Below are 24,235 nucleotides of genomic sequence, written 5' to 3' on the forward strand. Positions count from 1 at the left end.
TACCTCGATTCGTACCTGGGGTGGTTCAGGTTGTTAGACCGATCAGGCCCGATGGGTCCACAACCCGCCCTGGTGCTGGGTGCGGCCATGGGGAATCAAGACGTCACTAGCATTCGCTAGAAGAGCCCATTTTTTCTTGAACTTTTGACCCACGCCACGCCGCCAGGCCCTCAGCGGCCCACCATATTGCCCGGCACCACCCACTGGTCGAACTGCTCGCCCGTCACATGGCCCGAGGCCACGGCCGCTTCGCGCAGGCTGGTGCCTTCCTTGTGGGCCTTCTTGGCGATGAAAGCGGCCTTGTCGTAGCCGATGTGGGTGTTGAGCGCGGTCACCAGCATCAGCGAGCGATCCACCAGTTCGGTGATGCGCTCGCGGTTGGGCTCGATACCCACGGCGCATTGGTCGTTGAAGCTGGCCATGCCGTCGGCCAGCAGGCGCACGCTCTGCAGAAAGTTGTGGGCCACCATGGGGCGGAACACGTTGAGCTCGAAGTTGCCCGAAGCGCCGCCGAAGTTGATGGCCACGTCGTTGCCGAACACCTGGGCGGCCAGCATGGTCACCGCCTCGCTCTGAGTGGGGTTGACCTTGCCGGGCATGATCGACGAACCGGGTTCGTTCTCGGGGATGCTGAGTTCGCCAATGCCGCTGCGCGGGCCGCTGGCGAGCCAGCGCACGTCGTTGGCGATCTTCATCATGCTGGCGGCGAGGGTTTTGAGCGCGCCGTGGGCATGCACCAGCGCATCCACAGACGCCAGGGCTTCGAACTTGTTCGGCGCGGTGACGAAGGGCAGACCCGTGAGGCGCGCCAGCTCGGCGGCGGCCTGCTCGGCATAGCCCTTGGGCGCGTTCAGCCCTGTGCCCACCGCCGTGCCGCCCAGCGCCAGCTCGACCAGGTGGGGCAACGCCGCGCGCACATGGCGCTCGCCATGGTCGAGCTGGGCCACGTAGCCCGAGAACTCCTGGCCCAGCGTGAGCGGGGTGGCGTCCTGCAAATGGGTGCGGCCGATCTTGACGATGCCGTCGAAATCGTGCGCCTTCTTGGCCAGCGTGGCGCGCAGCTTGGCAATGGCGGGCAGCAGGCGGTGCGTGAGGGCTTCCACGGCGGCCACGTGCATGGCGGTGGGGAACACGTCGTTGCTCGACTGGCTGCGGTTCACGTCGTCGTTGGGGTGCACCAGGCGGCCTTCGCCGCGCTCGCCACCCAGGAGTTCGCTGGCGCGGTTGGCCAGCACCTCGTTGACGTTCATGTTGGTCTGCGTGCCCGAGCCCGTCTGCCAGACCACCAGCGGGAATTCGCCGGGGTGCTTGCCCGCGATGACCTCATCGGCAGCGGCCACGATGGCCTGGGTCTTCTTCGCGTCCTGCAAGCCCAGTGCCTGGTTGACCACCGCCGAAGCCCGCTTGACCTGGGCCAGTGCCTTGATGATCTCGCGCGGCTGCTGCTCGCCGGAGATGTCGAAGTTCTGCAGCGAGCGCTGCGTCTGCGCGCCCCAGAGTTTGTCGGCCGGGACTTCGATGGGGCCAAAGGTGTCGCGTTCGGTGCGGGTGGTCATGGGCAGCGGTTCTCCAAGTGAAATAACAGGTGGGCCACACGGTTGGGCGCCCCCGTGTGGCCATGGGGCAAGCAGGGCGGGCCAGCGTCTGGACGGAAACAGGTGCGGCCTGGCAACGGGGTCGCGCCCCGCAGAATAATGCAAAAAATAACCATTCTCATTTAATACGCAGCACTGCTGGTGCGCAAGCATGCGCTCGTCAGTGTGTGGCAAGCCCCGCTGCAGAGCGCAAAAAACGGTGCCGTCATCACTACCGGTGGGGGCTTCGCTTCGGCCCGCTGTGAGGTCTTGACAAGGCCCCACACCTTCTCGCGCTCAATCGTCGGCTTGTTCTTACACCGCACGGGCGCCAGCGGGCACACCATGGCAGTGCAGCAACTTTCCTCGCCGCGAATCCACGGAGACCACCATGGCCAAAAGCAGCCTGCTTGGCATCGATGCCGACAACCTTTCTCCCCTTCACAGCGCCAAGGGCAACGACAGCCTGGGCCCCAGCGATGCGTCCGACTCGGGCAGCGACAGCACCGGGCTGTATGGCACCGACCCCGACAATGACACCGACCGCTACGGAACCGGCGAACGCGCGAGCGTGGAGCCCGAACTGCAGCTGGAGTCGCGCGACATCCTGCCCGACCATCTGGAGTCGATGGACACCGACGACGACACCGCTGAAAACGGCGATGTGCGGGCGGGAGCCGACCGGTATCCGGACGATGACCCGGCGGACGACCCGGAGCTGGATCCGGACTCCGGCGACGGTGCCGAAGCGTAAAAAGCACGGCGAGGCCTCCAGCCAATCTGCCGTTGAGGCTACTGAGCTTTGAGAGGCGGGCCAGACTGCGATAGCCGCGTTGTCCACAGGTAGTCTGCGCCAAGGCCGCGCCAGCGCCGTGTCAGCAGGGGGGTGGGATAATTGCGGGCTGCGTGCCCCGGCATGCGTTCGTTCCCGCCTCACGACAGAACCACGATGACCACCACAATCCAATACGACGACCTCGTCGAGTCCATTGCTGCCGCGCTGCAGTACATCAGCTACTACCACCCCACTGACTACATCGCCCACTTGGCCCGTGCCTATGAGCGCGAGCAGAGCCCGGCAGCCAAGGACGCGATAGCCCAAATCCTGACCAACAGCAAGATGAGCGCTACCGGCCAGCGCCCCATCTGCCAGGACACCGGCATCGTCAATGTCTTCCTGAAAGTGGGCATGGACGTGCGGTGGGAGGGCTTTACCGGCAGCCTGGACGACGCCATCAACGAAGGCGTGCGCCGGGGTTACAACCACCCCGACAACACGCTGCGCGCCTCGGTCGTGGCCGACCCGCAGTTCGCCCGCAAGAACACCAAGGACAACACGCCCGCGGTGATCTTCACCGAGATCGTTCCCGGCAACACCGTGGACATCACCGTGGCCGCCAAGGGCGGTGGCTCGGAGAACAAGTCCAAGATGTACATGCTCAACCCCGGCGACAACGTGGTGGACTGGGTGCTCAAGACCGTGCCCACCATGGGCGCTGGCTGGTGCCCGCCCGGCATGCTGGGCATCGGCATTGGCGGTACGGCCGAAAAGGCCGTGCTCATGGCCAAGGAAAGCCTGATGGACGACCTGGACATGTATGAACTGCAGGCCAAGGCCGAAGCCGCCAAGACCGGCGGCCCCGCGCTCGACAAGGTCGAGGAGCTGCGCCTGGAGCTGTTTGAAAAGGTCAACGCGCTGGGCATTGGCGCCCAAGGCCTGGGCGGCCTGACCACGGTGCTGGACGTCAAGATCAAGATGTACCCCACGCACGCGGCCAGCAAGCCCATCGCCATGATCCCGAACTGCGCCGCCACACGCCACGCGCACTTTGTAATGGACGGCTCGGGCCCCGTGTACCTTACGCCCCCGAGCCTGGACCTGTGGCCCAACGTGAACTGGGCGCCCGACTACAACAAGAGCAAGAAGGTCAACCTCGACACGCTAACCAAGGAAGAAGTCGCCAGCTGGAAGCCCGGCGACACGCTGCTGCTCAACGGCAAGATGCTCACGGGCCGCGATGCTGCGCACAAGCGCATTCAGGACATGCTGGCCAAGGGCGAAAAGCTGCCCGTGGACTTCACCAACCGCGTCATCTACTACGTGGGCCCCGTGGACCCCGTCAAGGGCGAGGCCGTGGGCCCTGCCGGCCCCACCACCGCCACGCGCATGGATGGCTTCACCGAGATGATGCTGGCCCAGACCGGCCTGATCGCCATGGTGGGCAAGGCCGAGCGCGGCCCGGTCGCCATCGAGGCCATCAAGAAGCACCAAAGCGCCTACCTCATGGCTGTGGGCGGCGCCGCCTATCTGGTCTCCAAGGCCATCAAGGCCGCCAAGGTCGTGGGTTTTGAAGACCTGGGCATGGAAGCCATCTACGAATTTGACGTGGTGGACATGCCCGTGACCGTGGCCGTGGATGCCGGCGGCACCAGCGCCCACGTCACCGGCCCGGCCGAATGGCAAAAGCGCATTGCCTCGGGCGAATTCAAGGGCATCGGGGTCGCCGCGGCCTGAGGCCCCACTCGGCGTCGCCCTGGCGGCAGACTCGACGCTGGTACCAGGGCAACCGCTCTCCCAACCGCCTTCGGGCGGTTTTTTCTTGGGGCTCGCCCAATCCGGCACGAAGGCTGCGTCTTTCCTACAATCCACGCTTTCCTCCAAATGCCAGAGCTTGGTTCCTCGATGCCGCAGGCCTCTTCTCCCATCGGTGTATTTGATAGTGGCGTCGGTGGGCTGAGCGTGCTGCGCGCCCTGCTGGCCGCCATGCCCCACGAACGTTTCGTGTATCTGGCAGACAGCGCCAACGCCCCCTATGGCGAGCGCGGCGATGCCTTTGTGGCCGCCCGCACCCACGCCATCACCGAGTACCTGCGCGAGCAGCACCACATCAAGGCGCTGGTTGTAGCCTGCAATACCGCCACGGCAGCGGCTATCCACGAAGTGCGCAGCAGCCACCCGGAATTACCCCTTGTGGGCCTGGAGCCCGCCATAAAGCCCGCCCTCGCGGTGACAAAGACAGGCCACGTGGGTGTGATCGGCACCCGGGGCACGCTGACCAGTGCGAAGTTCGGCAAGCTCATGGCCTCGCTGGCTGACCAGGCGCATTTTGTGGTGCAACCCTGTGACGGCCTGGCCCATGCCATCGAGCGCAGCGTGGCGCTGCCAGTGGCCGACCAAGGCAGCCCCGTCCATGCCACTGAGACCGGGGCGCTGTGCGCGCGTTATGTCCAAGCCATGGGCAGCTTTGGCACCGCCCCGGGGCAGATGGACACGCTGGTACTGGGCTGCACGCACTACATCTTTGTGGCGCACGAGCTGCGCGCACTGGTCGGGCCGGGCGTGCAGTTCATCGAGACCGGTGAGCCCGTCGCCCGCCAGACGCGGCGCTTGCTGGAGACTGCGGGGCTAAAGGCCGCGCCCGATGGTGCCGTGGCCACGGATGCACCACGCACCCGCCTGTTGACCACCGGGCCGGTGGCCATGCTTCAGGCGGCTGCAGAGCGCTGGCTGGGTTTGCCCGCAGACTGCTGTGAAACGGTGTCTGTGCCTTGACCAACCACTGTTTTAGGGCCTGGCGCTTTGCCAGCAAGCGCAAATTGCAAAGTGCCATCAACAAAGTGGCGTTCAACTTTTCTTCTACCCAGAACTAGTTTCAGCAGCAGCGCTCCACAGCCGTTCACCCGCATGCTCCACATGGGTGAGGTACAGGCGCAGGTCGAACTCGTATTGGTGGTACTGCGGCTCCATGTGAGTACACAGTTGGTAAAAAGCCTTGCCGTGGTCCTTCTCACGCAGATGGGCCAGCTCGTGGACCACAATCATGCGCAGAAACTCGTCGGGTGCTTGTTTGAACATCGACGCAATGCGGATCTCATGCTTGGCCGCCAGCCGGTTGCCCTGCACGCGCGAGACCGCCGTGTGCAACCCCAAGGCATGGCGCACCACGTGGATCTTGTTGTCAAAAAGGACCTTGTTGACCGTGCCCGCATTGCGCAGGTAACGCGCCTTGAGTTCCTGCGCGTAGTCATACAGCGCCTTGTCGCTGCGCACCGCATGGGCCTGGGGATACTTGCGCTGCAACATGCCCCCCAGCCGCCCCTGCGCAAGCAGATCACGCGCCTGGTCCTGCAAAGACACCGGATAGGAACGTAGATACGGTAGATCAGAGGTCATGGAAAGCACGACAGTTCGAAGAGATCACAGAACTGCGCAGGACCGCATTGAATACAACGCACACGGGCACAAGTCATTGCCACAGCCTGTCGATCAACTTTTGCCACCAGCACATGCAAGGCAACCCCACACGGGGACACCAGTGTGAGGTTGAATGAAAGAATCAGTGCAGGTGGCGCGGACGGCGACCACCACCGCCACCATGACCACTGCCGGAGCCGCCCCCACCAGGGCCACGCGGCGGTTTTCCGATCTCCAGCGAGTTCACCAGCGCATCAAAGCGCTGGCTGAACAGCTTGTCGATCTCGGCCACCACGCCGCCCAGTTCGGCACCATCAAAGTGGCGCTCCATCATGTTGACAACGTCCTGCACCAGCAAATCACGCTGCACCTGCATGATGGCGGCGGGCGTGGGGCCGACAAACAGCATGACGAAATCGTCGCGCGACTCCGCACCCTGCTCTTCCTCGTCCTCGTCGAAATCTGCGTCGTAGAACGTGACTTCGATGGCAGCACCTTGCTCGGCAAGCTCATTGAGGCTCATGCACATTTCGTCCAGAACTTGGCGAAAGTCTTCATCCCCCCGCACCGTCCAGCACATCTGCAGCAAGTGTTCCTGCGCGTCGTATTTGATGCCGGGCTCTTCTTCGTAGGCGCTGGCTGCGCCATCAGCCAGCGAGCGGGCTCCGGCGTACTTCCACAAGGGTTTGAGCGCCTCCTGGAGTTGGTCAAAGCTCACATCAGCGCGCAGCTGGACTTGTCCGTGGACGTGGATTTCGAAGGGAGCGTTGTAACTTGACATGATTGAATCCTAGAGCCTGTTCAATGTCCTTTTGGAGTCGCACAAGTACCTTACCGGGATGGGCTGCTAGGCGCGGTGCGCAGTTGATAGCCCGGCTATCAACAAGCGCCGCAACGCCGCAGACCGCCCGGCAAGGCACTTGCCCAAAGGGTTGGAGTGAAATCGGGCGATTGGACGCCCCGGCTGCTTGCATGGGCATGAGCCCATACTGCGCAGCCGGAGCATCCACTCATCCCGATTGCACTCCAATGCGATCTCCAAAAGGACATTGAACAGGCTCTTCGTGGTGCCCCGAGCCGGGGTCGAACCGGCACGCCCCTTTTCAGGAAAGCGGCGGATTTTAAGTCCGCAGTGTCTACCAATTTCACCATCGGGGCGCCGGCTGCCCAACGCACTCCTGCGTCGCAGCGTAACCCGGGCAGCGCATGCGCGCAATGCCCTGTCGTATCTCTGGTCACAGGGCCGACGCCCCGCCGAGCCGCCCGCCTTGCACCACCAAGAAAAAAGGGAAGCCGAAGCTTCCCTTACAAATATGGAGCGGGAAAAGAGTCTCGAACTCTCGACCTCAACCTTGGCAAGGTTGCGCTCTACCAACTGAGCTATTCCCGCATTCGCCTACTGCACCCGACGTTTCCATCAGAGCTAATCAGCAAGCCTCAAATTATATCGCTATTTTTTGGCTCTATTCGATTGCAAACCAAAAAATCAACCAATCACCATCCATCCTTCAACAGTCATCTTGATTACGACGATCACAGAAGATCTTCAGACATCAAGACACAGACCGTATCTGGAGGCGCGGTCCGGAGTCGAACCGGACTAACCGGATTTGCAATCCGGGGCATAACCGCTTTGCTACCGCGCCAGAAATTCACATTTCTCTGACAAAAAAGGGAAGCATTTGCTTCCCTTTTTGTGGAAATTGGAGCGGGAAAAGAGTCTCGAACTCTCGACCTCAACCTTGGCAAGGTTGCGCTCTACCAACTGAGCTATTCCCGCATTTTACCGAAGCCTCACATTGTACAACGTTTGCTGCGATGGAATGAATTGTAGCGCATTTTTTGGGGTTCTCAAAAAAATTTGCGTCAATGTTTCAGGCCATCTGTCGCGGACGACGCTGCAACGGCCTTGTCCGTCGAGGGCGCAGCCACGACCGCCACTTCCTCATCCGTCAAGGGCACAGGCTTGGTTTCCAAGGCCACTTCCAGCACCTTGTCGATCCAGCGCACAGGCACGATCTCAAGTCCACTCTTCACGTTGTCCGGAATCTCGGCCAGGTCTTTGACGTTCTCTTCGGGGATCAGCACCGTCTTGATGCCGCCGCGCAGAGCCGCCAGCAGCTTTTCCTTGAGGCCACCAATGGCGGTAACTTCCCCGCGCAACGTGATCTCACCGGTCATGGCAACATCGCCGCGCACGGGAATACCCGTGAGGGCCGAAACAAACGCCGTCGTCATCGCAGCGCCCGCACTCGGACCATCCTTAGGGGTTGCCCCGTCTGGCACATGGATGTGGATGTCGCGCTTCTCAAACGCTTCGTCCTTGATGCCCAGAATGCGCGAGCGGCTGCGCACCACCGTGCGGGCAGCCTCCACCGACTCCTTCATCACATCACCCAAAGAACCGGTGCGCGTGATCACACCTTTTCCGGGCATGGCGGCGGCTTCAATGGTCAGCAGATCGCCGCCCACCTCGGTCCAGGCCAGACCAACCACCTGGCCCACTTGGTTCTGCGCCTCGGCACGGCCGTAGGTGTATTTGCGCACGCCCAGAAAGTCAGGCAGGTTGTCGGCGGTGACAACGACCTGGGGTTCGAGCTTCTTGAGCTGCAGACCCTTGACCACCTTGCGGCAGATCTTGGACAACTCGCGCTCCAGCGAACGCACGCCGGCTTCCCGCGTGTAGTAGCGCACCATGTCTCGCACGGCAGGCTCGGTGATCAGCAGTTCTTCGTCCTTCACGCCATTGTTCTTGAGCTGCTTGGGCAGCAAGTACTTCATGGCGATGCTGGTCTTCTCGTCCTCGGTATAACCCGACAGGCGGATCACTTCCATGCGGTCGAGCAGGGCCGGCGGAATGTTCATCGAGTTCGACGTGGCGACGAACATCACGTCGCTCAGGTCGAAGTCCACTTCGACGTAGTGATCGCCAAAGGTGTGGTTCTGCTCGGGGTCCAGCACCTCCAGCAGCGCACTCGACGGGTCGCCTCGGAAGTCCGTGCCCAGCTTGTCGATTTCGTCCAGCAGAAACAGCGGATTGCGCGTGCCCACCTTCGACAGGCTCTGCAGCACCTTGCCAGGCAGCGCGCCGATGTACGTGCGGCGGTGCCCACGGATTTCAGCTTCGTCGCGCATGCCACCCAAGGCCATGCGCACGTACTTGCGGCCCGTGGCCTTGGCAATGGATTGCCCCAACGAGGTCTTGCCCACGCCAGGTGGCCCCACCAGGCACAGGATGGGAGCCTTCACCTTGTCCACGCGCTGCTGCACCGCAAGATATTCAAGGATGCGGTCCTTGACTTTGTCCAGGCCAAAGTGGTCTTCGTTGAGCACGCCTTCGGCATTGACCAGGTCGTGCTTGATCTTGGTCTTTTTGCTCCAAGGCAGCGCCGTGAGCACGTCAATGTAGTTGCGCACCACGGTGGCCTCGGCCGACATGGGCGACATCAGCTTGAGCTTCTTGAGTTCTGCATCAGCCTTCTTGCGTGCCTCGGCAGGCATCTTGGCGAGCTTGATCTTTTTCTCGATCTCCTCGATGTCCGCGCCTTCGTCGCCTTCGCCCAACTCCTTCTGAATGGCCTTGACCTGCTCGTTCAAGTAGAAGTCGCGCTGGTTCTTCTCCATCTGGCGCTTCACACGCCCACGGATCTTCTTGTCCACGTTGAGGATGTCCACCTCGCGGTCAAGCTGCTCGAACAGGTTTTCAAGGCGCGCCTTCACATCCGACAGGTCCAGCACCACCTGCTTGTTCTCGAGCTTGAGCGGCAGGTGCGCGGCGATGGTGTCGGCCAGACGGCCTGGATCGTCGATGCTGGAGATCGATGTGAGGATCTCCGGGGGAATCTTTTTGTTGAGTTTGACGTACTGGTCAAACTGCTGCATCACAGCACGGCGCAGCGCTTCAATCTCGCTAGGCTTATTGGCCTCGGGTGTGGCTTCTACCGGCGTGACGGTGGCCGTGAAATGGGTCTCAGCGTCCTCGATGGACGTCACCAGAGCGCGCTGCTGGCCTTCGACCAGCACCTTCACGGTGCCGTCAGGCAACTTGAGCATCTGCAGGATGGTGGAGACGCAGCCGACATCGAACATGTCCGACACCGAAGGCTCGTCCTTGGCTGCAGCTTTCTGTGCCACCAGCATGATGCGACGGTCGGCCTCCATGGCCAACTCAAGCGCCTTGATGCTCTTGGGACGCCCCACAAAAAGCGGGATGACCATGTGGGGAAACACCACCACGTCACGCAAAGGCAACAGCGGTAGATCGATAGGGGTGGCTGGCAGGGGGGTATGTCCGGACATGGAAATCCTCAAAGTGCTCTGTGGAAATGGGTCCACATGTGGGGATTTTCAACCCTTACGCGCAAGCCGCGCTGGCACAAGGGTTGATGGTTCAATGGGCGACACCAATGCGCCCGCTCCGGTCATCTCAGACGGTGTGAAGGATTCCGGCGTGTCCATGCGGGCATCGCAGACTCCTTCACGCCTTCTCAGGCCTTCTTGGCCGCTTCGCGATAAACGAGCAGCGGCGGCTTGTTTTCTTCGATGGTGGACTCGTCCACCACCACTTTTTCAACGTTGCTCGTATTGGGCAAGTCGAACATCGTGCCAATCAGCGATTGCTCCAAGATTGAGCGCAGGCCGCGGGCTCCGGTCTTGCGGGCCAAGGCCTTGCGAGCGATGGCCTTAAGCGCGGCAGGACGGATTTCGAGGTCCACACCTTCCATGGCCAGGAGCTTGCTGTATTGCTTGACCAGCGCGTTCTTGGGCTCCGTCAGGATCTGCACCAGCGCATCCTCGCTGAGTTCAGCCAGAGCCGTCACCACGGGCATGCGCCCCACGAGTTCAGGAATCAGGCCGAACTTGATCAGATCTTCGGGTTCGATCTCGGTGAACACCTCTGTCAGCGAACGCTGCTTCTTGCTCTTGACCGATGCGCCAAACCCGATGCCCGAGGCTTCGGTGCGGTTCTCGATGACCTTTTCCAGTCCCGCAAACGCACCGCCACAGATAAACAGAATGTTGGTCGTGTCGATCTGCAGGAAGTCCTGATTCGGGTGCTTGCGTCCGCCCTGCGGCGGCACGCTGGCCATCGTGCCTTCGATGAGCTTGAGCAGCGCCTGCTGCACGCCCTCGCCCGAAACGTCACGTGTGATGCTGGGGTTGTCCGACTTGCGCGAGATCTTGTCGATCTCATCGATGTAGACGATGCCGCGCTGCGCGCGCTCCACCTCATAATTGCAGCTTTGCAGCAGCTTCTGGACGATGTTCTCCACATCTTCGCCCACATAACCGGCTTCCGTCAGCGTGGTGGCGTCGGCCATCACAAACGGAACGTCCAGCATGCGGGCCAGGGTCTGCGCCAGCAGTGTCTTGCCCGAACCCGTGGGCCCAATCAGCAGGATGTTGCTCTTGGACAGCTCCACATCGTCTTTGTGGGCCTTGTCCTTGTGGCGCAGGCGCTTGTAGTGGTTGTACACCGCCACCGCCAGCGTGCGCTTGGCCACGTCCTGACCAATCACATAGTTGTCGAGGTTGGTCTTGATCTCTACGGGGGTGGGCAGGTCACTGCGGCCTTCGCGCGCCAGGTCGCCAGCCGGGAGCTCATCGCGAATGATCTCGTTGCACAGGTCAATGCACTCGTCGCAGATAAAGACCGACGGACCGGCGATCAGCTTCTTCACTTCATGCTGGCTTTTGCCGCAGAAAGAGCAGTAAAGGGTTTTTTCGCTGGAAGAGCCTTTTTTCTCGGCCATGGGGGCAATGCCTTGCTTGTTACGGAAAGTTGTCGGGATGATAACCAAATAAAAAACGGCGTCTTCCCCAAAGGAAAACGCCGCTGTTTGACCCTCTGGCTATCAGGAGCGCTTGCTGATCACCTGATCGACCAAACCGTATTCCTTGGACTCATCAGCCGACAGGAAATAGTCACGCTCGGTGTCGCGCTGGATCTTTTCCAGCGGCTGGCCTGTGCGCTCGGCAAGGATCTTGTTGAGCTGCTCGCGGGTCTTGAGGATTTCGCGGGCGTGGATCTCAATCTCGGTTGCCTGGCCCTGCATGCCGCCCAGAGGCTGGTGGATCATGACCTTGGAGTTGGGTAGCGCAAAACGCTTGCCCTTGGCTCCTGCGGCCAGCAGGAAGGCGCCCATGCTGGCGGCCATGCCGGTGCACAGGGTCGAGACATCAGGCTTGATGAAGTTCATGGTGTCAAAGATCGCCATGCCGGCGCTTACCGAGCCACCTGGGGAGTTGATGTAGAACGAAATGTCTTTGTCGGGGTTTTCACTCTCCAGGAACAGCAGCTGAGCCACCACCAGGTTGGCGGTCTGGTCGTTGACCGGACCCACCAGAAAAATCACGCGCTCCTTGAGCAGGCGCGAGTAGATGTCGTAGGACCGTTCGCCACGGCCCGACTGCTCGATGACCATGGGAACCATGCCCAGGCCTTGTGTTTCCAATGCGCTCATGTTTTTCTCCAGACAAGCAGGTACTGTACCCAGAAATGAATTGGGGCTTGTGCACGAAAGCACAAGCCCCTGTATGCAACGGCAACAACCGGGCAATTCGATAACAAGCCGCCCAGTCGACAGCCTATCAGCCTTGCTGGGCCATCAGTTCGTCAAACGACACGGCCTTCTCGACCACCTTGGCCTTGGACAGCACAAACTCGGTCACGTTGTTTTCGATCACAACGGCTTCGACTTCCGCCAGGCGCTGGCGGTCGCCGAAGTACCAGCGCACCACGTCTTCGGGCTTCTCGTAGCTGGCAGCCAGCTCATCGATGTGGGCCTTGAGCTGTTCGGGCTTGGCCTGCAGCTCATTGGCACGCACCAGCTCGGCCAGCACCAGGCCCAGGCGCACGCGGCGCTCAGCCTGGGGGCGGAACACGTCTTCAGGGATCTCGGCCTTGTCGGCGTCCTTGATGCCGCGTTGCTTGAGTTCAGCGCGGGCACCTTCCAGCAGGCGGGCGATTTCAGCTTGCACGCTGGAGTTGGGCAGGTCCAGCTCAGCCTTGGCCACCAGGGCATCCATCACGGCTTGCTTGTTACGGGCCAGCAGACGGAACTTGACTTCACGCTCCAGGTTCTTCTTGATGTCGGCGCGCAGGCCTTCCACGGAGCCATCGGCAATACCGAGCGACTTGGCCAGGGCATCGTTCACTTCGGGCAGGTGGGCAGCTTCGATCTTCTTGATGGTCACCAGGAAGTCAGCTGTCTTGCCAGCCACATCCTTGCCGTGGTACTCCGCAGGGAATGCCAGGGGGAAGGTCTTGCTTTCGCCAGACTTCATGCCACGCACGGCGTCTTCGAACTCCTTGAGCATCTGGCCTTCGCCCACCAGGAACTGGAAGTCTTCGGCCTTGCCGCCTTCAAACGGCTCGCCGTCAATCTTGCCTTCGAAATCGACCGTCACGCGGTCGCCGTCTTGCGCAGCAGCATCCATGGCGCGCTGGGCGAAGCTGCGGCGCTGCTTGCGCAGGATGTCGATGGTCTTGTCGATGGCAGCGTCCGTCACTTCAGCCGACAGCTTTTCGACTTCGGCATCAGACAGATCGGCAATCTTGACTTCTGGGAACACTTCGAAAATGGCATCGAAAGTGACCTGGCCTTCAGGAGCGCCTTCCTTTTCGGTGATGCGGGGCTGGCCAGCAACACGCAGATTGGCTTCGTTGGCAGCCACGGCAAAGGCTTCACCCACCTTGTCGTTCAGCACTTCGTACTGCACCGAGTAGCCGTAACGCTGGGCCACCACGTTCATGGGCACCTTGCCGGGACGGAAACCGTCCATCTTGACCGTGCGGGCCAGGCGCTTGAGGCGCGTGTCGACTTCGGACTGGATCAGGGTGACGGGCACGCTCAGCGTAATCTTGCGCTCGAGCTTCTCAAGGGTTTCAACAGTAACGGCCATGGCTATTCCTCTTATGAATGTGGATCGTGCTGGCTGCAGCGCAGCAGCGCCGTGTTCCGCAAAGTCTCACATGGGTGGTGCGCGGGGGGGGACTCGAACCCCCACACCATTGCTGGCGTCAGGACCTAAATCCGAATCAACCAAACGCGCACGGATTAAATTTTCATAGGGGAAGTCGAAAAAAACGGACTGATTTTTTCGACTTTCCCAAACTATTTCCCAAACTCGAGCAGAATCCCAAACAGGTCCCTACCCGCTTAGAGAGGCAATGCCTCCCTCTGGGGAACTCGGCATTCTAACTGACCAGACTTTTCAGGTAAGGCAGAACCCATGGCAAACATTTCGAATCGCTCCCCTTGGCAAGTCAAGCTGGCCGGTCAAAAGGAGCAGAGGTTCCGCCTCAAATCCAAGGCCGTGGAGTACCTGGCAAGCCAGGGACAAACCGACCTCAGCAAGCTGCCCAAGAACGCGTTGAAGCAACTGGAAACGGCCTTCGAGGTCCAAATTAAGCTGGCCGACAAGGATGGCAATGTCGTTATCCGAAGTGCCACGCACGACACCATGGACAAGGCGAAAGCTTGGGCCAAGGAGCAAGAGGACGAAATCAAGAGCATCCGCACGAAGCACGGCGGGTTCGTTGCCGAGTACGAGACCATCACCATTGAGCAGGCGCTCAAACGGTTTCACACCCAACATTACGCGGGCAAGCGCTCGTTTAAGGAAGTGAGCTACCGCGTCACGCACCTGTCCGAATGGCTGGGCAAGAACACCCTCTTACGGGACCTGACCAAAAAGGACTTCATGCGACTCAGGGACCAACTGCTCGAACAGAAATACTCTGCCTCGTCAGTTCGGAACTACTTCACGGTCCTGACCTCCCTCTACTCCCACGCGGCCAATGAGTGGCTTTACCCCGTGGACAACCCGCCCAGTGGGATTTCGCTTCCCAAGCCTCAGAACAATGTCCAGCGCTCATGGATGGGCAACGAGTACGAGCGCCTGATGGCATCGCTCGAAGACCACTCCCCTTGGATGGTGCCCATCGTGAAACTGGCGCTGGCCATGGCTTTTAGGCGGGGGGAAATTGTCCAGAGCGCCAAAGACAAGAAGACCGGCGAACAATCAGGCGGCATGCGCTGGGAAGACGTGGATTGGGACAATAACGTCCTGCGACTGCCCCGCGAAAAAAACGACCACACCAAGAGCGTGACCCAGTCCCTCGGGCGTTCGGTCCCACTCACCCCCGAAATGCAAGACATCTTGCGGCCCCTCTACGAGGCCAGCGAAACGAAATCAGGATTGATTTTTACGAACACCATCAACTCCGTGACCGGCGCGTTCACCATCGCTTGCACCAAAGCCAAACCGCCTATCGAAGACCTGACATTCCACTCGCTGCGCAAGATTGCGACCAAGAACCTGTCCAAGAAGGTCAACAACCCCATGGAGCTAAGCCGACTGACCGGCCACAAGAGTTTGGATGTGTTGAATCGGCGGTATTTCGATGTGCAGGTTGAGGAGCTGTACGCCCTCCTTGTTGAGAACTCGGGCACGGTTCGGCATCGAGGCATCAGCGCACTGACTAAGGTACTAGGGCTGGCGGATGCCAAGAAGTTCATCGAGGAAATCCGCGAGCTTTCGTCGGTTGAGGATGCATTCCGTTGATGCGCGGCGTTCAGGGATTTTTAGCCATAACAGGCCCGACTTTGTCAAGTCTGTGGTTCTCTGTGGTTCCGTACAAAAACACCACGCTTTGAAATCATTCGTCCTGTCAACCAAACGAAAGGACGAACATGAACCACACAGCAACAGCCTCCACGATTCCAACATCCCCCGTTGCAATGAACGCCACATCAACGGACACGGACGAGCTGGTTTTTGCATTGAGCAACGACGAGCCCACCGCGCAGAGCACCCCCCTGCCCCAACTAACCCAAATGGCTACCAACTTAGTTCAGGCCATTAGCTGCACGACGCAGCCACAACAACAACAACCCCAAAATCCCCGCGACTTTCGCCCAGGTGAAATCGGCTTCGCGGACCGGCTGGCCGACCAATTCGGTGACCTGTTGCGCTTCGATGCCTCTCACCAAGCGTGGATGGTTTGGACCGACACGCACTGGGAAAAAGACGAAACCGGTTTTGCAGTGGAATGCATGAAGAACGTTGCTACCCGAATGAAGGAGGTAGAGGTTCCTGTGATGCGTGCTCAGATTCAGAACTATGGAGACCACTTCACACTTCGCGCCAAAGAGCTGGATGCGGATGCCAAACGACTGCATGGCAAAAACGCAATCTGCGCCGCCCTTGCGCTGGCGCAGTCACTGCCACAGTTGGTGACCAAGCACCGCGACTATGACGCCGACCCTCTTTTGCTCAATTGTCTCAGCGGTACCGTAGATTTGCGCGATGGTTCACTGCGCTCTCACAACCGAGACGACCTCATCACAAACATCACAAGGATTCCCCTGGCCGAGACCTCAGAGGGTTGCCCGCGCTGGAAACGATTCTTGCTCGAAATCATGCAAGATGACGTTGAAATGGTCAGTTATCTCCAACGCATGGTGGGCTACATCCTGACCGGGTCTACTCAAGAGCAAGTTTTTTTCTTGCTCCACGGCACTGGGGCCAATGGCAAATCGGTGTTTTTGAACGTGCTGCACCGTTTGCTGGGCGACTATGGAAAGGTCGCCGACTTCACCACGTTCTTGGATATGAACCGAGGTGGAGCGCCGCGCAACGATTTGGCTGGCTTTGCGGGAAAGCGCTTGGTCGTCGCATCGGAGTCGGCCCAAGGCAAGCAACTCGACGAAACCGTCATGAAGCAGTTCACTGGTGGCGACGTCATCTCTGCGCGTATGTTGTACAAGGACTTTGTGGAGTTCAAGCCCGTCGGAAAACTTCTGCTGGCCACCAATCACAAACCTAAGGTGCAAGGTACCGACTACGGCATCTGGCGGCGAATGCGTCTGATTCCTTTCTTGGCTTCATTCAAGGACGAGCAGCGTGACCCGCATTTGGAACAGAAGCTGATGGAAGAAATGCCAGCCATCTTGCGCTGGGCTGTGGAGGGCTGCATCCAGTGGAGAGAAATGGGCTTGGGCATGCCAAAGGCGATTGAAGAAGCGGTGAGAGAGTACCAATCCAGCATGGACACGTTTCAACACTTTCTGGACGACATCTGCGAAACCGGAGACAACCACAAAGAGTCGTCGCAACGACTGTACGATGCTTACAAGACCTGGGCACAGAACTCCGGGATGCGTTTTCCAATGACTCAGCCCGTGTTCAACAGCACACTTGCACAGCGTGGGTTCACCCCCAAGCGCACTAGCCGCAGCAACGTCTGGTTGGGTCTGCAACTGTGTGCCAACAAGAGCGAGCAAGTCAGAGGTGACCTGTGTTTCGACTGACCCAACACATCGACCAAGCGGCGCATGGCGTCGAAGAATTTGGTAGGAGGCCGAATTTCGCTTGGCCGATGCTGGACCACCATAAGCGAATACGACCACATAGAGTCCACACATCCGGTGAGTGGTCGAAGAATCCAAAGCAACTGCCCCACAGGCCATCTTTATAGGTGGCCTTTTTCTTTTCTCAAGCAGTTGGCATGAACGCAGCGACACTGACCAAGGACTCGCAAAGCTCCGTAGTACCCCTCTCGGGACGGGGTAAAAACGGCGGAATCTCCGCCAGTCACTTGAGTTGTGTGGGGGATGGAACCAATGTAGGCTTTTTAAACTCTTTTTTACTTCTTCTGTCCTTCTAACCAAAGTAAAAAAGGCTCCATTCCCTCCACTGACTCCACAGTGAGGTACTGCGAGCGCCAACGGTTCGACACCCGTAGGCGGCCAAGCACAAAGCGCAAAACCCATACGTGTTCGATAGTGTGGAAAAGGTCACAAATACGCTGTCAGGAATGCCGCCCCCCCCTCGAAGAAGGAGCATCAACTCAAGGCGGGAATGGGTAAAGTAAGACACAGTCATGAGCGATTCCATGCGATGACTGTCGAGAAGTAGCCTAGTCCGTCTGGAAGGCCCTTCGATTGTTTTTTACTCAATGAAAATTCATGTCGCGGTCAACACACTCAGTCAACGTCCTGTTCACAGGCTTGATGCTTTTGCTGGCATCAATAGGTGTCACTCAAAACGCATATGCATGGAACCCTGGGACCCCGCCTGCTGCGTTCGATGTCGTAGTGAAGCGCATTCTGACCCTCAGGAATTGCCAGCGGCCTGACCGCATCACGCTAGTTCGGCTTGTCGATGAGGAAGCACAGCGCATCTCACCTACTGAGGCTGCATCAAAAATCACGAACAAGAGTGTTGTCTTGATTGCCATCGACACAGAGACCTGGTCCGATGAGACTCTTCTTTTTGGCCCTGTCAGCAACGTACCGTCAAAGCATCAACTTGATGGACTGATTGGGAAAGCGACTTGCGTGCAATAGGGTGCGCTGGGACTAGCTCGCACGGACACACAAAGTGCACCGGTGTGAACAAGGCATCAACTGATGCGCAAAAGCCACAGATAGCCTCGTGCAAACCACCGTTGACGCGAAAAAAGTCACGGCAGGAACGGCTGGCGATTGCCTTTGCCATAAAACATCTGCTACATTTTTAACTGAATGTAACTGATTTTATTGTTGAAAACTCCCAGATGAAGCAAAAAGCAAACCAATAAAATTATTGAGTATGGCATTTCGACATTTCTTGAAGAAATTATTTTTCACAAATAACCAAATTAAATAAAATAAACCACACCTCCAAAATGTCTGAAAATGCAAAATTTGAAATTAGCACAGCTTGTAGCACATTAGAAATTTCATTTGAATTAGGCACAGTAAAAAGCCGCCAGCCATTTGAATATAAGCAATCATCCCACAACCATGATTGGATTGGAAAAAATATCCAATGCTCTGCCGTTTCATGGATTGAATGGGATAACAAACAATTGCCGGACAAGGTTGTTTTTGATGACGCCTTTGCCATCGGTCAAAGAGTGGCGATTTTGGATGTCAACTGCAGAAACAAAGGCGGTGAAAGTGAGCTTGAAAAAGCGATGGTGCTGATAAATCTATCAACACGAAGAGCATATCACAATGCAGAAATCGAATCACCACAGTTTGGCCAATCCTATATTCCAGACCTATCAGAAAAACGCTGGACAGGAATGAGAGATTTCTCCGTTCAATCGGAGAGCGCACGTGGATATTCATTTGCACGAAAAATCGGCTTAGCGGGTGGCTTCATCTTCACTCTCCTCCACTATTTCAACACCCTCTATGTCAAAACCATACAAATCATTGTTAATTTTGTCGGTGTTGGCCTCGTTTCGTATTTTATAGGAATACTAATCGCACTAGCACTGGGGTTATTTGGAAAAACAACAAAATATAATCATGAGTTCAACACAAAATTCAAAGAAATAGTAGATAAAACCATTTCAATTATAAATTCAACACAGACAGCCTAAAAAATCATGAAAATTTCCTCTATTGCCATCTCAATCATTGCAACCACTCTTTTAACAATCGGATGCGGTGCGAACGCTCAAAATAACCAATCAAATCCGCTCTTGGGAACATGGGTATTTGTTTCATGCACACCAGTCGAGAAAAATCCTTGCGCCGACCATACAACATCGACAAGCGAATTTTCAAAGCTTATATTCAAGTCCAAACATATGGAGTTCGCGGACGGTGATGTCCTCCCTATAAGGTACATCATAGAGGACGGCGAAGTTATTGTTGATTCAGATGGCACTTTCAATTCCGAAAAATTTACATTTCCCAGCTCTAAAAATGAGGCGACGTTGAATTTCAGAAACATCATAAGCGGCAAAGCCATCATCAAATATAAGCGCCCTTAAAACACTAACTCCTAAAAATTTAGAAAGCCAAATATGAAATCACTTTCACTCGTTGCACTTGGCATCGCCATCGCCGCGTTTAGTTCCCACATAAACGCCCAGAGCAATGACATTATTTTCAGCGAACTGAAGCCTTCTGACAAACCGATTATTATTGACATAGCTCGCAATCGCTTGCCGAAGGGCGATGGAGGCTCAACCTGCCCTGACACTCAATTATGCCAATATATTTTAGACGGATGGATTATGGGATTGAGGGAAGAGCCACAAGGTCAAAAATATCTGCAAGCACTTGAGAGCAAGCCCCCTCACATAAAAAATCAAAATTTAACTGCTGATTTTTCAAAACGATATGAACAACTCTCAAATTTGAAAAACAGCACCCTATGTTTTGACGACGACGGATGGAAAATGTACAACGACAGGAGCGGGTACTACTTTGGACAGGAACGGAACTTCGCAGGCGACTTGACCGTGTTCTCTAACGACCTCCCTTCCTTAGCCAACGTAGTTCTTCGAGATAATCAGAAATTACTTCAAAAGATACCAAATGAATACATTACGGAAGATGTCTTTAAGAAGATTTCATCATTAGGAAACGAGCGGTTTATGAGGATATGCGGAAAGCTTACTTCCGCCTTTGTTTCGGAAAAATATCGCAAAAGAAAACTTCAACTGCACGAAATTGGCGTTGAGCCAGCGCTATACGAATTCACAGTAGAAAGGCCAATTGAATTTTTCAAGAAGGGCGACAAAAAACCCACTCTGACAATTCCTCTTGCTTGGTTTAAGTGAGTAGAACAAATCGCCTTATCACCTCACACAATTTATTTCCAATTTGGTATCGAAACGACGTCGTTAGGCTGTCGTTTCGATACCTCCGCAAGCCACATGAGTGCGGCAAGGATGCGCTCCCTGTCATACGGCAACGAAATATCACCCAAATGACTGGCTAACGTATCCGAAACGTCGTCGTTTTGACGATGAGAGTGCTGCGAGCCTGCAAGCACCCAATCCAAACCGGCTTTCTGTACCAGTGCACCGAGGATAATTTTCTGGTGCGCATCCACCTTTCTGGCAAGCCTGTTCTGGTGCGCATCGCGCACCCGCATCAAATGCGCTGCACGCGCTTGAAGTTCCTGTGCCTGAGCTAGCAACATGACCTCTCTTTTCCGAAGCCGTGCCAGGGTGTCTGTCCCGGGGTCGTCGCGAGCGGTTGAATCTGCGGATTGAGTGGTCGTCATGAAGTCCTCCCCCTGTTAATGCTTGAGTTGTTGCTATCAACCTGGCACCTTGAAGGGAGACAGTCAAGCATTTCCCAGAGGCAAGAGCTGACAAGCGCACTGATACAAACTGAAGTTTGTGTGCGCCTGCCAGGGGGCAAAAACCGAATTCCGCAAGACGGATTCGCGAACGATAGCCCTTCCCTTCCATTGTTGTGCCGACCGTCGGCCATCAACAAAGGAGGTACCCATGGCCATCTTTCACTCAACCACCAAAATCATCGCTCGCAGCGATGGTCACAACGCAGTTCAAGCCGCCGCTTATCGGGCGGGAACTCGACTGCGATGCAAACGCACGGGTCAAGTTTTCAACTTCACCCGAAAAACCGAGGTGACCCATCGGGCCATTCTCGCTCCACCGGGCTCCCCGTCCTGGGCAACGGACCGTTCAGTTCTTTGGAACCAAATCGAAAGCAGCGAGACGCGAAACAACAGCCAACTCGCCCGCGAGGTAGAAATCGCCCTCCCTGTGGAGCTGACCCATCAGCAGCACATCGACCTCATCACTGAGTATGTGTCTCAGCAGTTTGTGGCAATCGGCATGGTGGCTGACATAGCCATCCACAGCAAAGTTGGGAAAAACGGAAAACCTGACAACCCTCACTGTCACATCATGCTCACGCTGAGGCAACTAACACCGGACGGTGTCGGAGCCAAGCGACGTGACTGGAACCAAAAATCCTTGGTGACTAAATGGCGGGCTGCATGGGCGGATGCCTGCAATAGTGCATTGCAGACCATAGAGACCAGTCAGCGCATCGACCACCGGAGTAACCGGGTACGTGGCATTGAACGCCCGGCCACTGTTCACGTGGGGCGCCAGACCCCTTGGAACGCCGAAGCATTTGAAGAGCGAATAGAACACAACAGAACAGTGGAAGCTTGGACTCAGGCGAACACTAAACTTCAGCGGGTTCTGGCTGAGGTCAAACACGTTCAAAGTCAGTTGCTGGACCTCACCAGCTCCATCAGCCAAGCACTGGCAATGCGGGACGCACCAACACCGACCACGTCAATTCCGCCAGCAGCGATTTGGACCCCGCATTCTGGAACCCTCACCGCCCCAGTTACAGGAGCGGAGCTGAGAAAACGTCCAGGCGCATTGCGCCATCCAACCCAACGCAAAAAATCGACACACCCCACTATTTCCAGCATCTCCATTTTGCCCAGTGGGGGGCACGGCCCATCAAACGGAAACGGGGGGGCGCCATGCTGACTCTACTTCTTCGATTGCTGGCCGAACTGTTCTGCGCACAACGACCAGAGGGAATGACCCAAGGCCAGCAATCACCTCACGCTGAACGTGCTGTCGCCGAGATTGAAAACCGCTACCTCTCAGCACACCCCATCAAGTGGACAAAGCCCAATGAACATTTGATTGCAGCGATGCGGTTGGCCGAGTGCATCAGGGACCGACATGACCTGACAGCCTTTCGCCGCCAAGCACCTGTCACTTTCCGAGCATCGCCATTGGGACAGGAAGGAGGCAATCTATGAACATCGAAACATTAAGCACGCCTTCGGTCAAAGCCAATGAGTTGCCGCCATCCATTGCGCCAGGCTCATGTTGGATGCCGTCCATGTACTTGCACCGGGTAGCAGACCAACAGGGATTCGACTGGCTCTCAAAACTCCGACCAGGTGTTGAGGGTACGCCAGCAGGTGTTGCACAGGCCTTTGGAATTCACCTCGCATACCTGCACCATGATGTGTTGACCCACTATCCGCGAGAACTGGTGTTGTCGCTGCCTTCCCTGCGAGCGCCCCCCGTAGACCATTTTTTTGTCTGCACGTCCAAAGGGCAGCGATGGTTTTGGGTTGTTGTACTGCGACGCAATGCCGCAGCCTCCTATGGACTGGTGTTTGAGGTTTCGCCGATGGTGCTGATGTTGCCCATCACGGGACTGCGAGACCAAAGCGGTACACATATGGCGATTCAATATCGGCCAGAGGTTTTGGCTCCGATGGATGGCCAACAAATCTGGTGCCAGAAACTCAACCCGTCAACAGGCGAATACTTTGTTGTTCACGAGATGCTGTCCGACGGTCCGCAAAGAGCAGGCCAAGCACAGACTCCTCAGGCGGTATTGGCCGAAGCACTTGGGCTTGCTCCAAGCACACAGCCCACAGCCCAATTGGAATTCTCAGTTGGCTCACCGGCGTTTTGCATGCCCATCCAGGTCAATACAGATGCGGCCTTGCTGAATCTCGTTGCCTCGATGGGTCCACATTCCGGTCAGGACACCCAGGCAGGAGGCGCCCTATGAGCAAAAAAGGCACATTAGAACGTGGCAAAAACAAGCCACGGCGCGACCTCTATCAAGAAGTCACTGACAAAATCATCGCTGCCATTGAAGCAGGGACTGCACCATGGCAGCGCCCTTGGAAAGATGTGCAAGTCTCTGGCATGCCGATGAACGGAATCAGTGAACGGCACTACAACGGTGTCAATGCGCTCTTGCTGATGATGACGGCTCAGTCCGAGGGATATACCGACCACCGCTGGTACACGATGAAGCAGGCTAACGATATGGGGCTCCGTGTTCGCAAGGGCTCCAAATCAACACCTGTGTATTTCTTCAAAATGCTGGATGTACCAGGGCGCGAATCTGAACGCGATATCCCACAGCCCCGCGAGTCCTCCGAAGACACGCGGCGCATCCCATTCTTGACGGAGTATCGCGTTTTCCATGCGAGCCAGATTGAAGACCTGCTACCTCTCGCAGCGCCTGAGCACAAGTGGCAACCCATTGAAGCGGTGAACGACATAGTGTCTCGATTGCAGCCAGAACTTCGCCATGGCGGAAATCGAGCCTTCTATTCGCCATCGGGCGACTTCATCCAGATGCCACACAAGGGAGCTTTTGCAGATGCAGCAAGCTACGCAGGGACTTTGCTCCACGAACTTTCGCACTGGTCTGGCCATGAGTCCAGACAAAATCGCTCCTTCGGGCGATGGGGAACAGATGCATACGCAGTGGAGGAGCTGAGAGCTGAGCTTTGTTCCACGTTCATGTGCGGACTCCTTGGGGTGCCGGGACCAGTGGACTCGCATGCCAGCTACATTGAATCGTGGGTGAAGGTACTCCGCAGCGACAACCGAGAAATTTTCCGGGCTGCCAAAGATGCACGCCTCATGGCAGAATATCTCACGGCAAACTCAAGCCTCAACGCCACAGCGACCATCGACACGAAAACAGATGCCTTACCCGTTTTTGGACAATCGGCCACAGCCGGAAACGTTGGCATCAAGTTAGACGCCTCTACTGAACCTTCACTAGCAGTAGCCGCTGTGCTGGCAAAGGCAAGAAGCGGAACAGGAGTTGGCCGCTCGCGGCAAGCAGTTAGAAGAAATGCACTCACTCCAATTTCTGCTGTGCCACAGCCCTCACCAGCGCCTTGAACG

Annotated in this window: 19 protein-coding genes, 4 tRNA genes and 1 pseudogene; 12 read left to right on the plus strand and 12 right to left on the minus strand. The window is 57.2% G+C overall.

Annotation, left to right across the window (positions count from 1 at the left end):
* Positions 1-120, plus strand: a pseudogene (locus NFX52_RS12635) (IS1595-like element ISAte2 family transposase); the annotation flags it as partial.
* A 50-nt stretch (positions 121-170) separates the two neighbouring features.
* Here NFX52_RS12635 and fumC read toward each other — a convergent pair.
* Positions 171-1,556, minus strand: coding sequence for a class II fumarate hydratase (fumC, locus tag NFX52_RS12640; RefSeq protein ID WP_055399535.1), 1,386 nt, complete (start codon positions 1,554-1,556; stop codon positions 171-173).
* A 409-nt stretch (positions 1,557-1,965) separates the two neighbouring features.
* Between fumC and NFX52_RS12645 the strand changes: the two genes are divergently transcribed.
* From NFX52_RS12645 to murI, 3 genes are all read left to right on the plus strand, one after another.
* Positions 1,966-2,328, plus strand: coding sequence for a hypothetical protein (locus NFX52_RS12645; protein ID WP_055399533.1), 363 nt, complete (start codon positions 1,966-1,968; stop codon positions 2,326-2,328).
* A gap of 195 nt (positions 2,329-2,523) precedes the next feature.
* Positions 2,524-4,089 (plus strand): fumarate hydratase, encoded by a 1,566-nt coding sequence (locus NFX52_RS12650; protein WP_055399531.1) that lies wholly within the window; start codon positions 2,524-2,526, stop codon positions 4,087-4,089.
* 168 nt (positions 4,090-4,257) lie between these two features.
* On the plus strand, positions 4,258-5,127 hold the full coding sequence (murI, locus tag NFX52_RS12655; RefSeq protein WP_055399529.1) for a glutamate racemase: 870 nt from the start codon (positions 4,258-4,260) through the stop codon (positions 5,125-5,127).
* An 84-nt stretch (positions 5,128-5,211) separates the two neighbouring features.
* Here murI and NFX52_RS12660 read toward each other — a convergent pair whose 3' ends face one another.
* The 10 genes from NFX52_RS12660 to tig all read right to left on the minus strand — a co-directional run bounded on the left by NFX52_RS12660 (position 5,212) and on the right by tig (position 13,674).
* Complete coding sequence (locus NFX52_RS12660) at positions 5,212-5,748, minus strand: M48 metallopeptidase family protein (protein ID WP_055399527.1); 537 nt, start codon at positions 5,746-5,748, stop codon at positions 5,212-5,214.
* 163 nt (positions 5,749-5,911) lie between these two features.
* Positions 5,912-6,550: a DUF6806 family protein gene (locus NFX52_RS12665; protein WP_055399525.1), complete on the minus strand. Its 639-nt coding sequence runs from the start codon at positions 6,548-6,550 to the stop codon at positions 5,912-5,914.
* 284 nt (positions 6,551-6,834) lie between these two features.
* Positions 6,835-6,927 (minus strand) — tRNA-Leu (locus NFX52_RS12670).
* A 156-nt stretch (positions 6,928-7,083) separates the two neighbouring features.
* Positions 7,084-7,159: transfer RNA gene (locus NFX52_RS12675), tRNA-Gly, on the minus strand.
* A 182-nt stretch (positions 7,160-7,341) separates the two neighbouring features.
* A tRNA-Cys gene (locus NFX52_RS12680) sits at positions 7,342-7,415 on the minus strand.
* 58 nt (positions 7,416-7,473) lie between these two features.
* Positions 7,474-7,549: transfer RNA gene (locus tag NFX52_RS12685), tRNA-Gly, on the minus strand.
* Positions 7,550-7,635: 86 nt separating this feature from the next.
* Positions 7,636-10,068 (minus strand): endopeptidase La, encoded by a 2,433-nt coding sequence (gene lon / locus NFX52_RS12690; RefSeq protein WP_055399523.1) that lies wholly within the window; start codon positions 10,066-10,068, stop codon positions 7,636-7,638.
* Positions 10,069-10,256: 188 nt separating this feature from the next.
* A complete protein-coding gene (clpX, locus tag NFX52_RS12695; protein WP_010460566.1) occupies positions 10,257-11,522 on the minus strand; it encodes an ATP-dependent Clp protease ATP-binding subunit ClpX in 1,266 nt (421 codons plus the stop codon).
* Between the two features lie 102 nt (positions 11,523-11,624).
* Positions 11,625-12,233, minus strand: coding sequence for an ATP-dependent Clp endopeptidase proteolytic subunit ClpP (gene clpP / locus NFX52_RS12700; protein WP_055399521.1), 609 nt, complete (start codon positions 12,231-12,233; stop codon positions 11,625-11,627).
* A gap of 127 nt (positions 12,234-12,360) precedes the next feature.
* Positions 12,361-13,674 (minus strand): trigger factor, encoded by a 1,314-nt coding sequence (gene tig, locus NFX52_RS12705; protein ID WP_055399519.1) that lies wholly within the window; start codon positions 13,672-13,674, stop codon positions 12,361-12,363.
* 330 nt (positions 13,675-14,004) lie between these two features.
* Between tig and NFX52_RS12710 the strand changes: the two genes are divergently transcribed.
* From NFX52_RS12710 to NFX52_RS12730, 5 genes are all read left to right on the plus strand, one after another.
* Positions 14,005-15,339 (plus strand): tyrosine-type recombinase/integrase, encoded by a 1,335-nt coding sequence (locus NFX52_RS12710; protein ID WP_055399517.1) that lies wholly within the window; start codon positions 14,005-14,007, stop codon positions 15,337-15,339.
* A 128-nt stretch (positions 15,340-15,467) separates the two neighbouring features.
* Entirely contained in the window at positions 15,468-17,087 is a 1,620-nt protein-coding gene (locus NFX52_RS12715; RefSeq protein WP_082437501.1) for a DNA primase family protein, read from the plus strand.
* A 1,358-nt stretch (positions 17,088-18,445) separates the two neighbouring features.
* Entirely contained in the window at positions 18,446-19,150 is a 705-nt protein-coding gene (locus tag NFX52_RS12720; protein WP_156358772.1) for an ABC transporter permease, read from the plus strand.
* Positions 19,151-19,156: 6 nt separating this feature from the next.
* On the plus strand, positions 19,157-19,546 hold the full coding sequence (locus NFX52_RS12725) for a hypothetical protein (protein WP_156358771.1): 390 nt from the start codon (positions 19,157-19,159) through the stop codon (positions 19,544-19,546).
* A 33-nt stretch (positions 19,547-19,579) separates the two neighbouring features.
* Complete coding sequence (locus NFX52_RS12730; RefSeq protein ID WP_156358770.1) at positions 19,580-20,341, plus strand: hypothetical protein; 762 nt, start codon at positions 19,580-19,582, stop codon at positions 20,339-20,341.
* 32 nt (positions 20,342-20,373) lie between these two features.
* Here the strand turns inward: NFX52_RS12730 and NFX52_RS12735 are convergent, their stop codons facing one another.
* Positions 20,374-20,790, minus strand: coding sequence for a conjugal transfer protein TraD (locus tag NFX52_RS12735; RefSeq protein WP_156358769.1), 417 nt, complete (start codon positions 20,788-20,790; stop codon positions 20,374-20,376).
* 229 nt (positions 20,791-21,019) lie between these two features.
* On the opposite strand from NFX52_RS12735, the gene mobQ reads away from it, so the two are divergent.
* From mobQ to NFX52_RS12750, 3 genes are all read left to right on the plus strand, one after another.
* Positions 21,020-22,045: a MobQ family relaxase gene (mobQ, locus tag NFX52_RS12740; protein WP_082437500.1), complete on the plus strand. Its 1,026-nt coding sequence runs from the start codon at positions 21,020-21,022 to the stop codon at positions 22,043-22,045.
* 277 nt (positions 22,046-22,322) lie between these two features.
* Positions 22,323-23,096: a hypothetical protein gene (locus tag NFX52_RS12745; protein WP_156358768.1), complete on the plus strand. Its 774-nt coding sequence runs from the start codon at positions 22,323-22,325 to the stop codon at positions 23,094-23,096.
* Positions 23,093-24,232: an ArdC family protein gene (locus NFX52_RS12750; RefSeq protein ID WP_082437499.1), complete on the plus strand. Its 1,140-nt coding sequence runs from the start codon at positions 23,093-23,095 to the stop codon at positions 24,230-24,232. The genes NFX52_RS12745 and NFX52_RS12750 overlap by 4 nt, the downstream gene beginning before the upstream one ends.
* Positions 24,233-24,235 lie beyond the last annotated feature (3 nt).

Source organism: Acidovorax facilis (assembly GCF_023913775.1).
Classification (GTDB): Bacteria; Pseudomonadota; Gammaproteobacteria; order Burkholderiales; family Burkholderiaceae_C; genus Acidovorax; species Acidovorax facilis.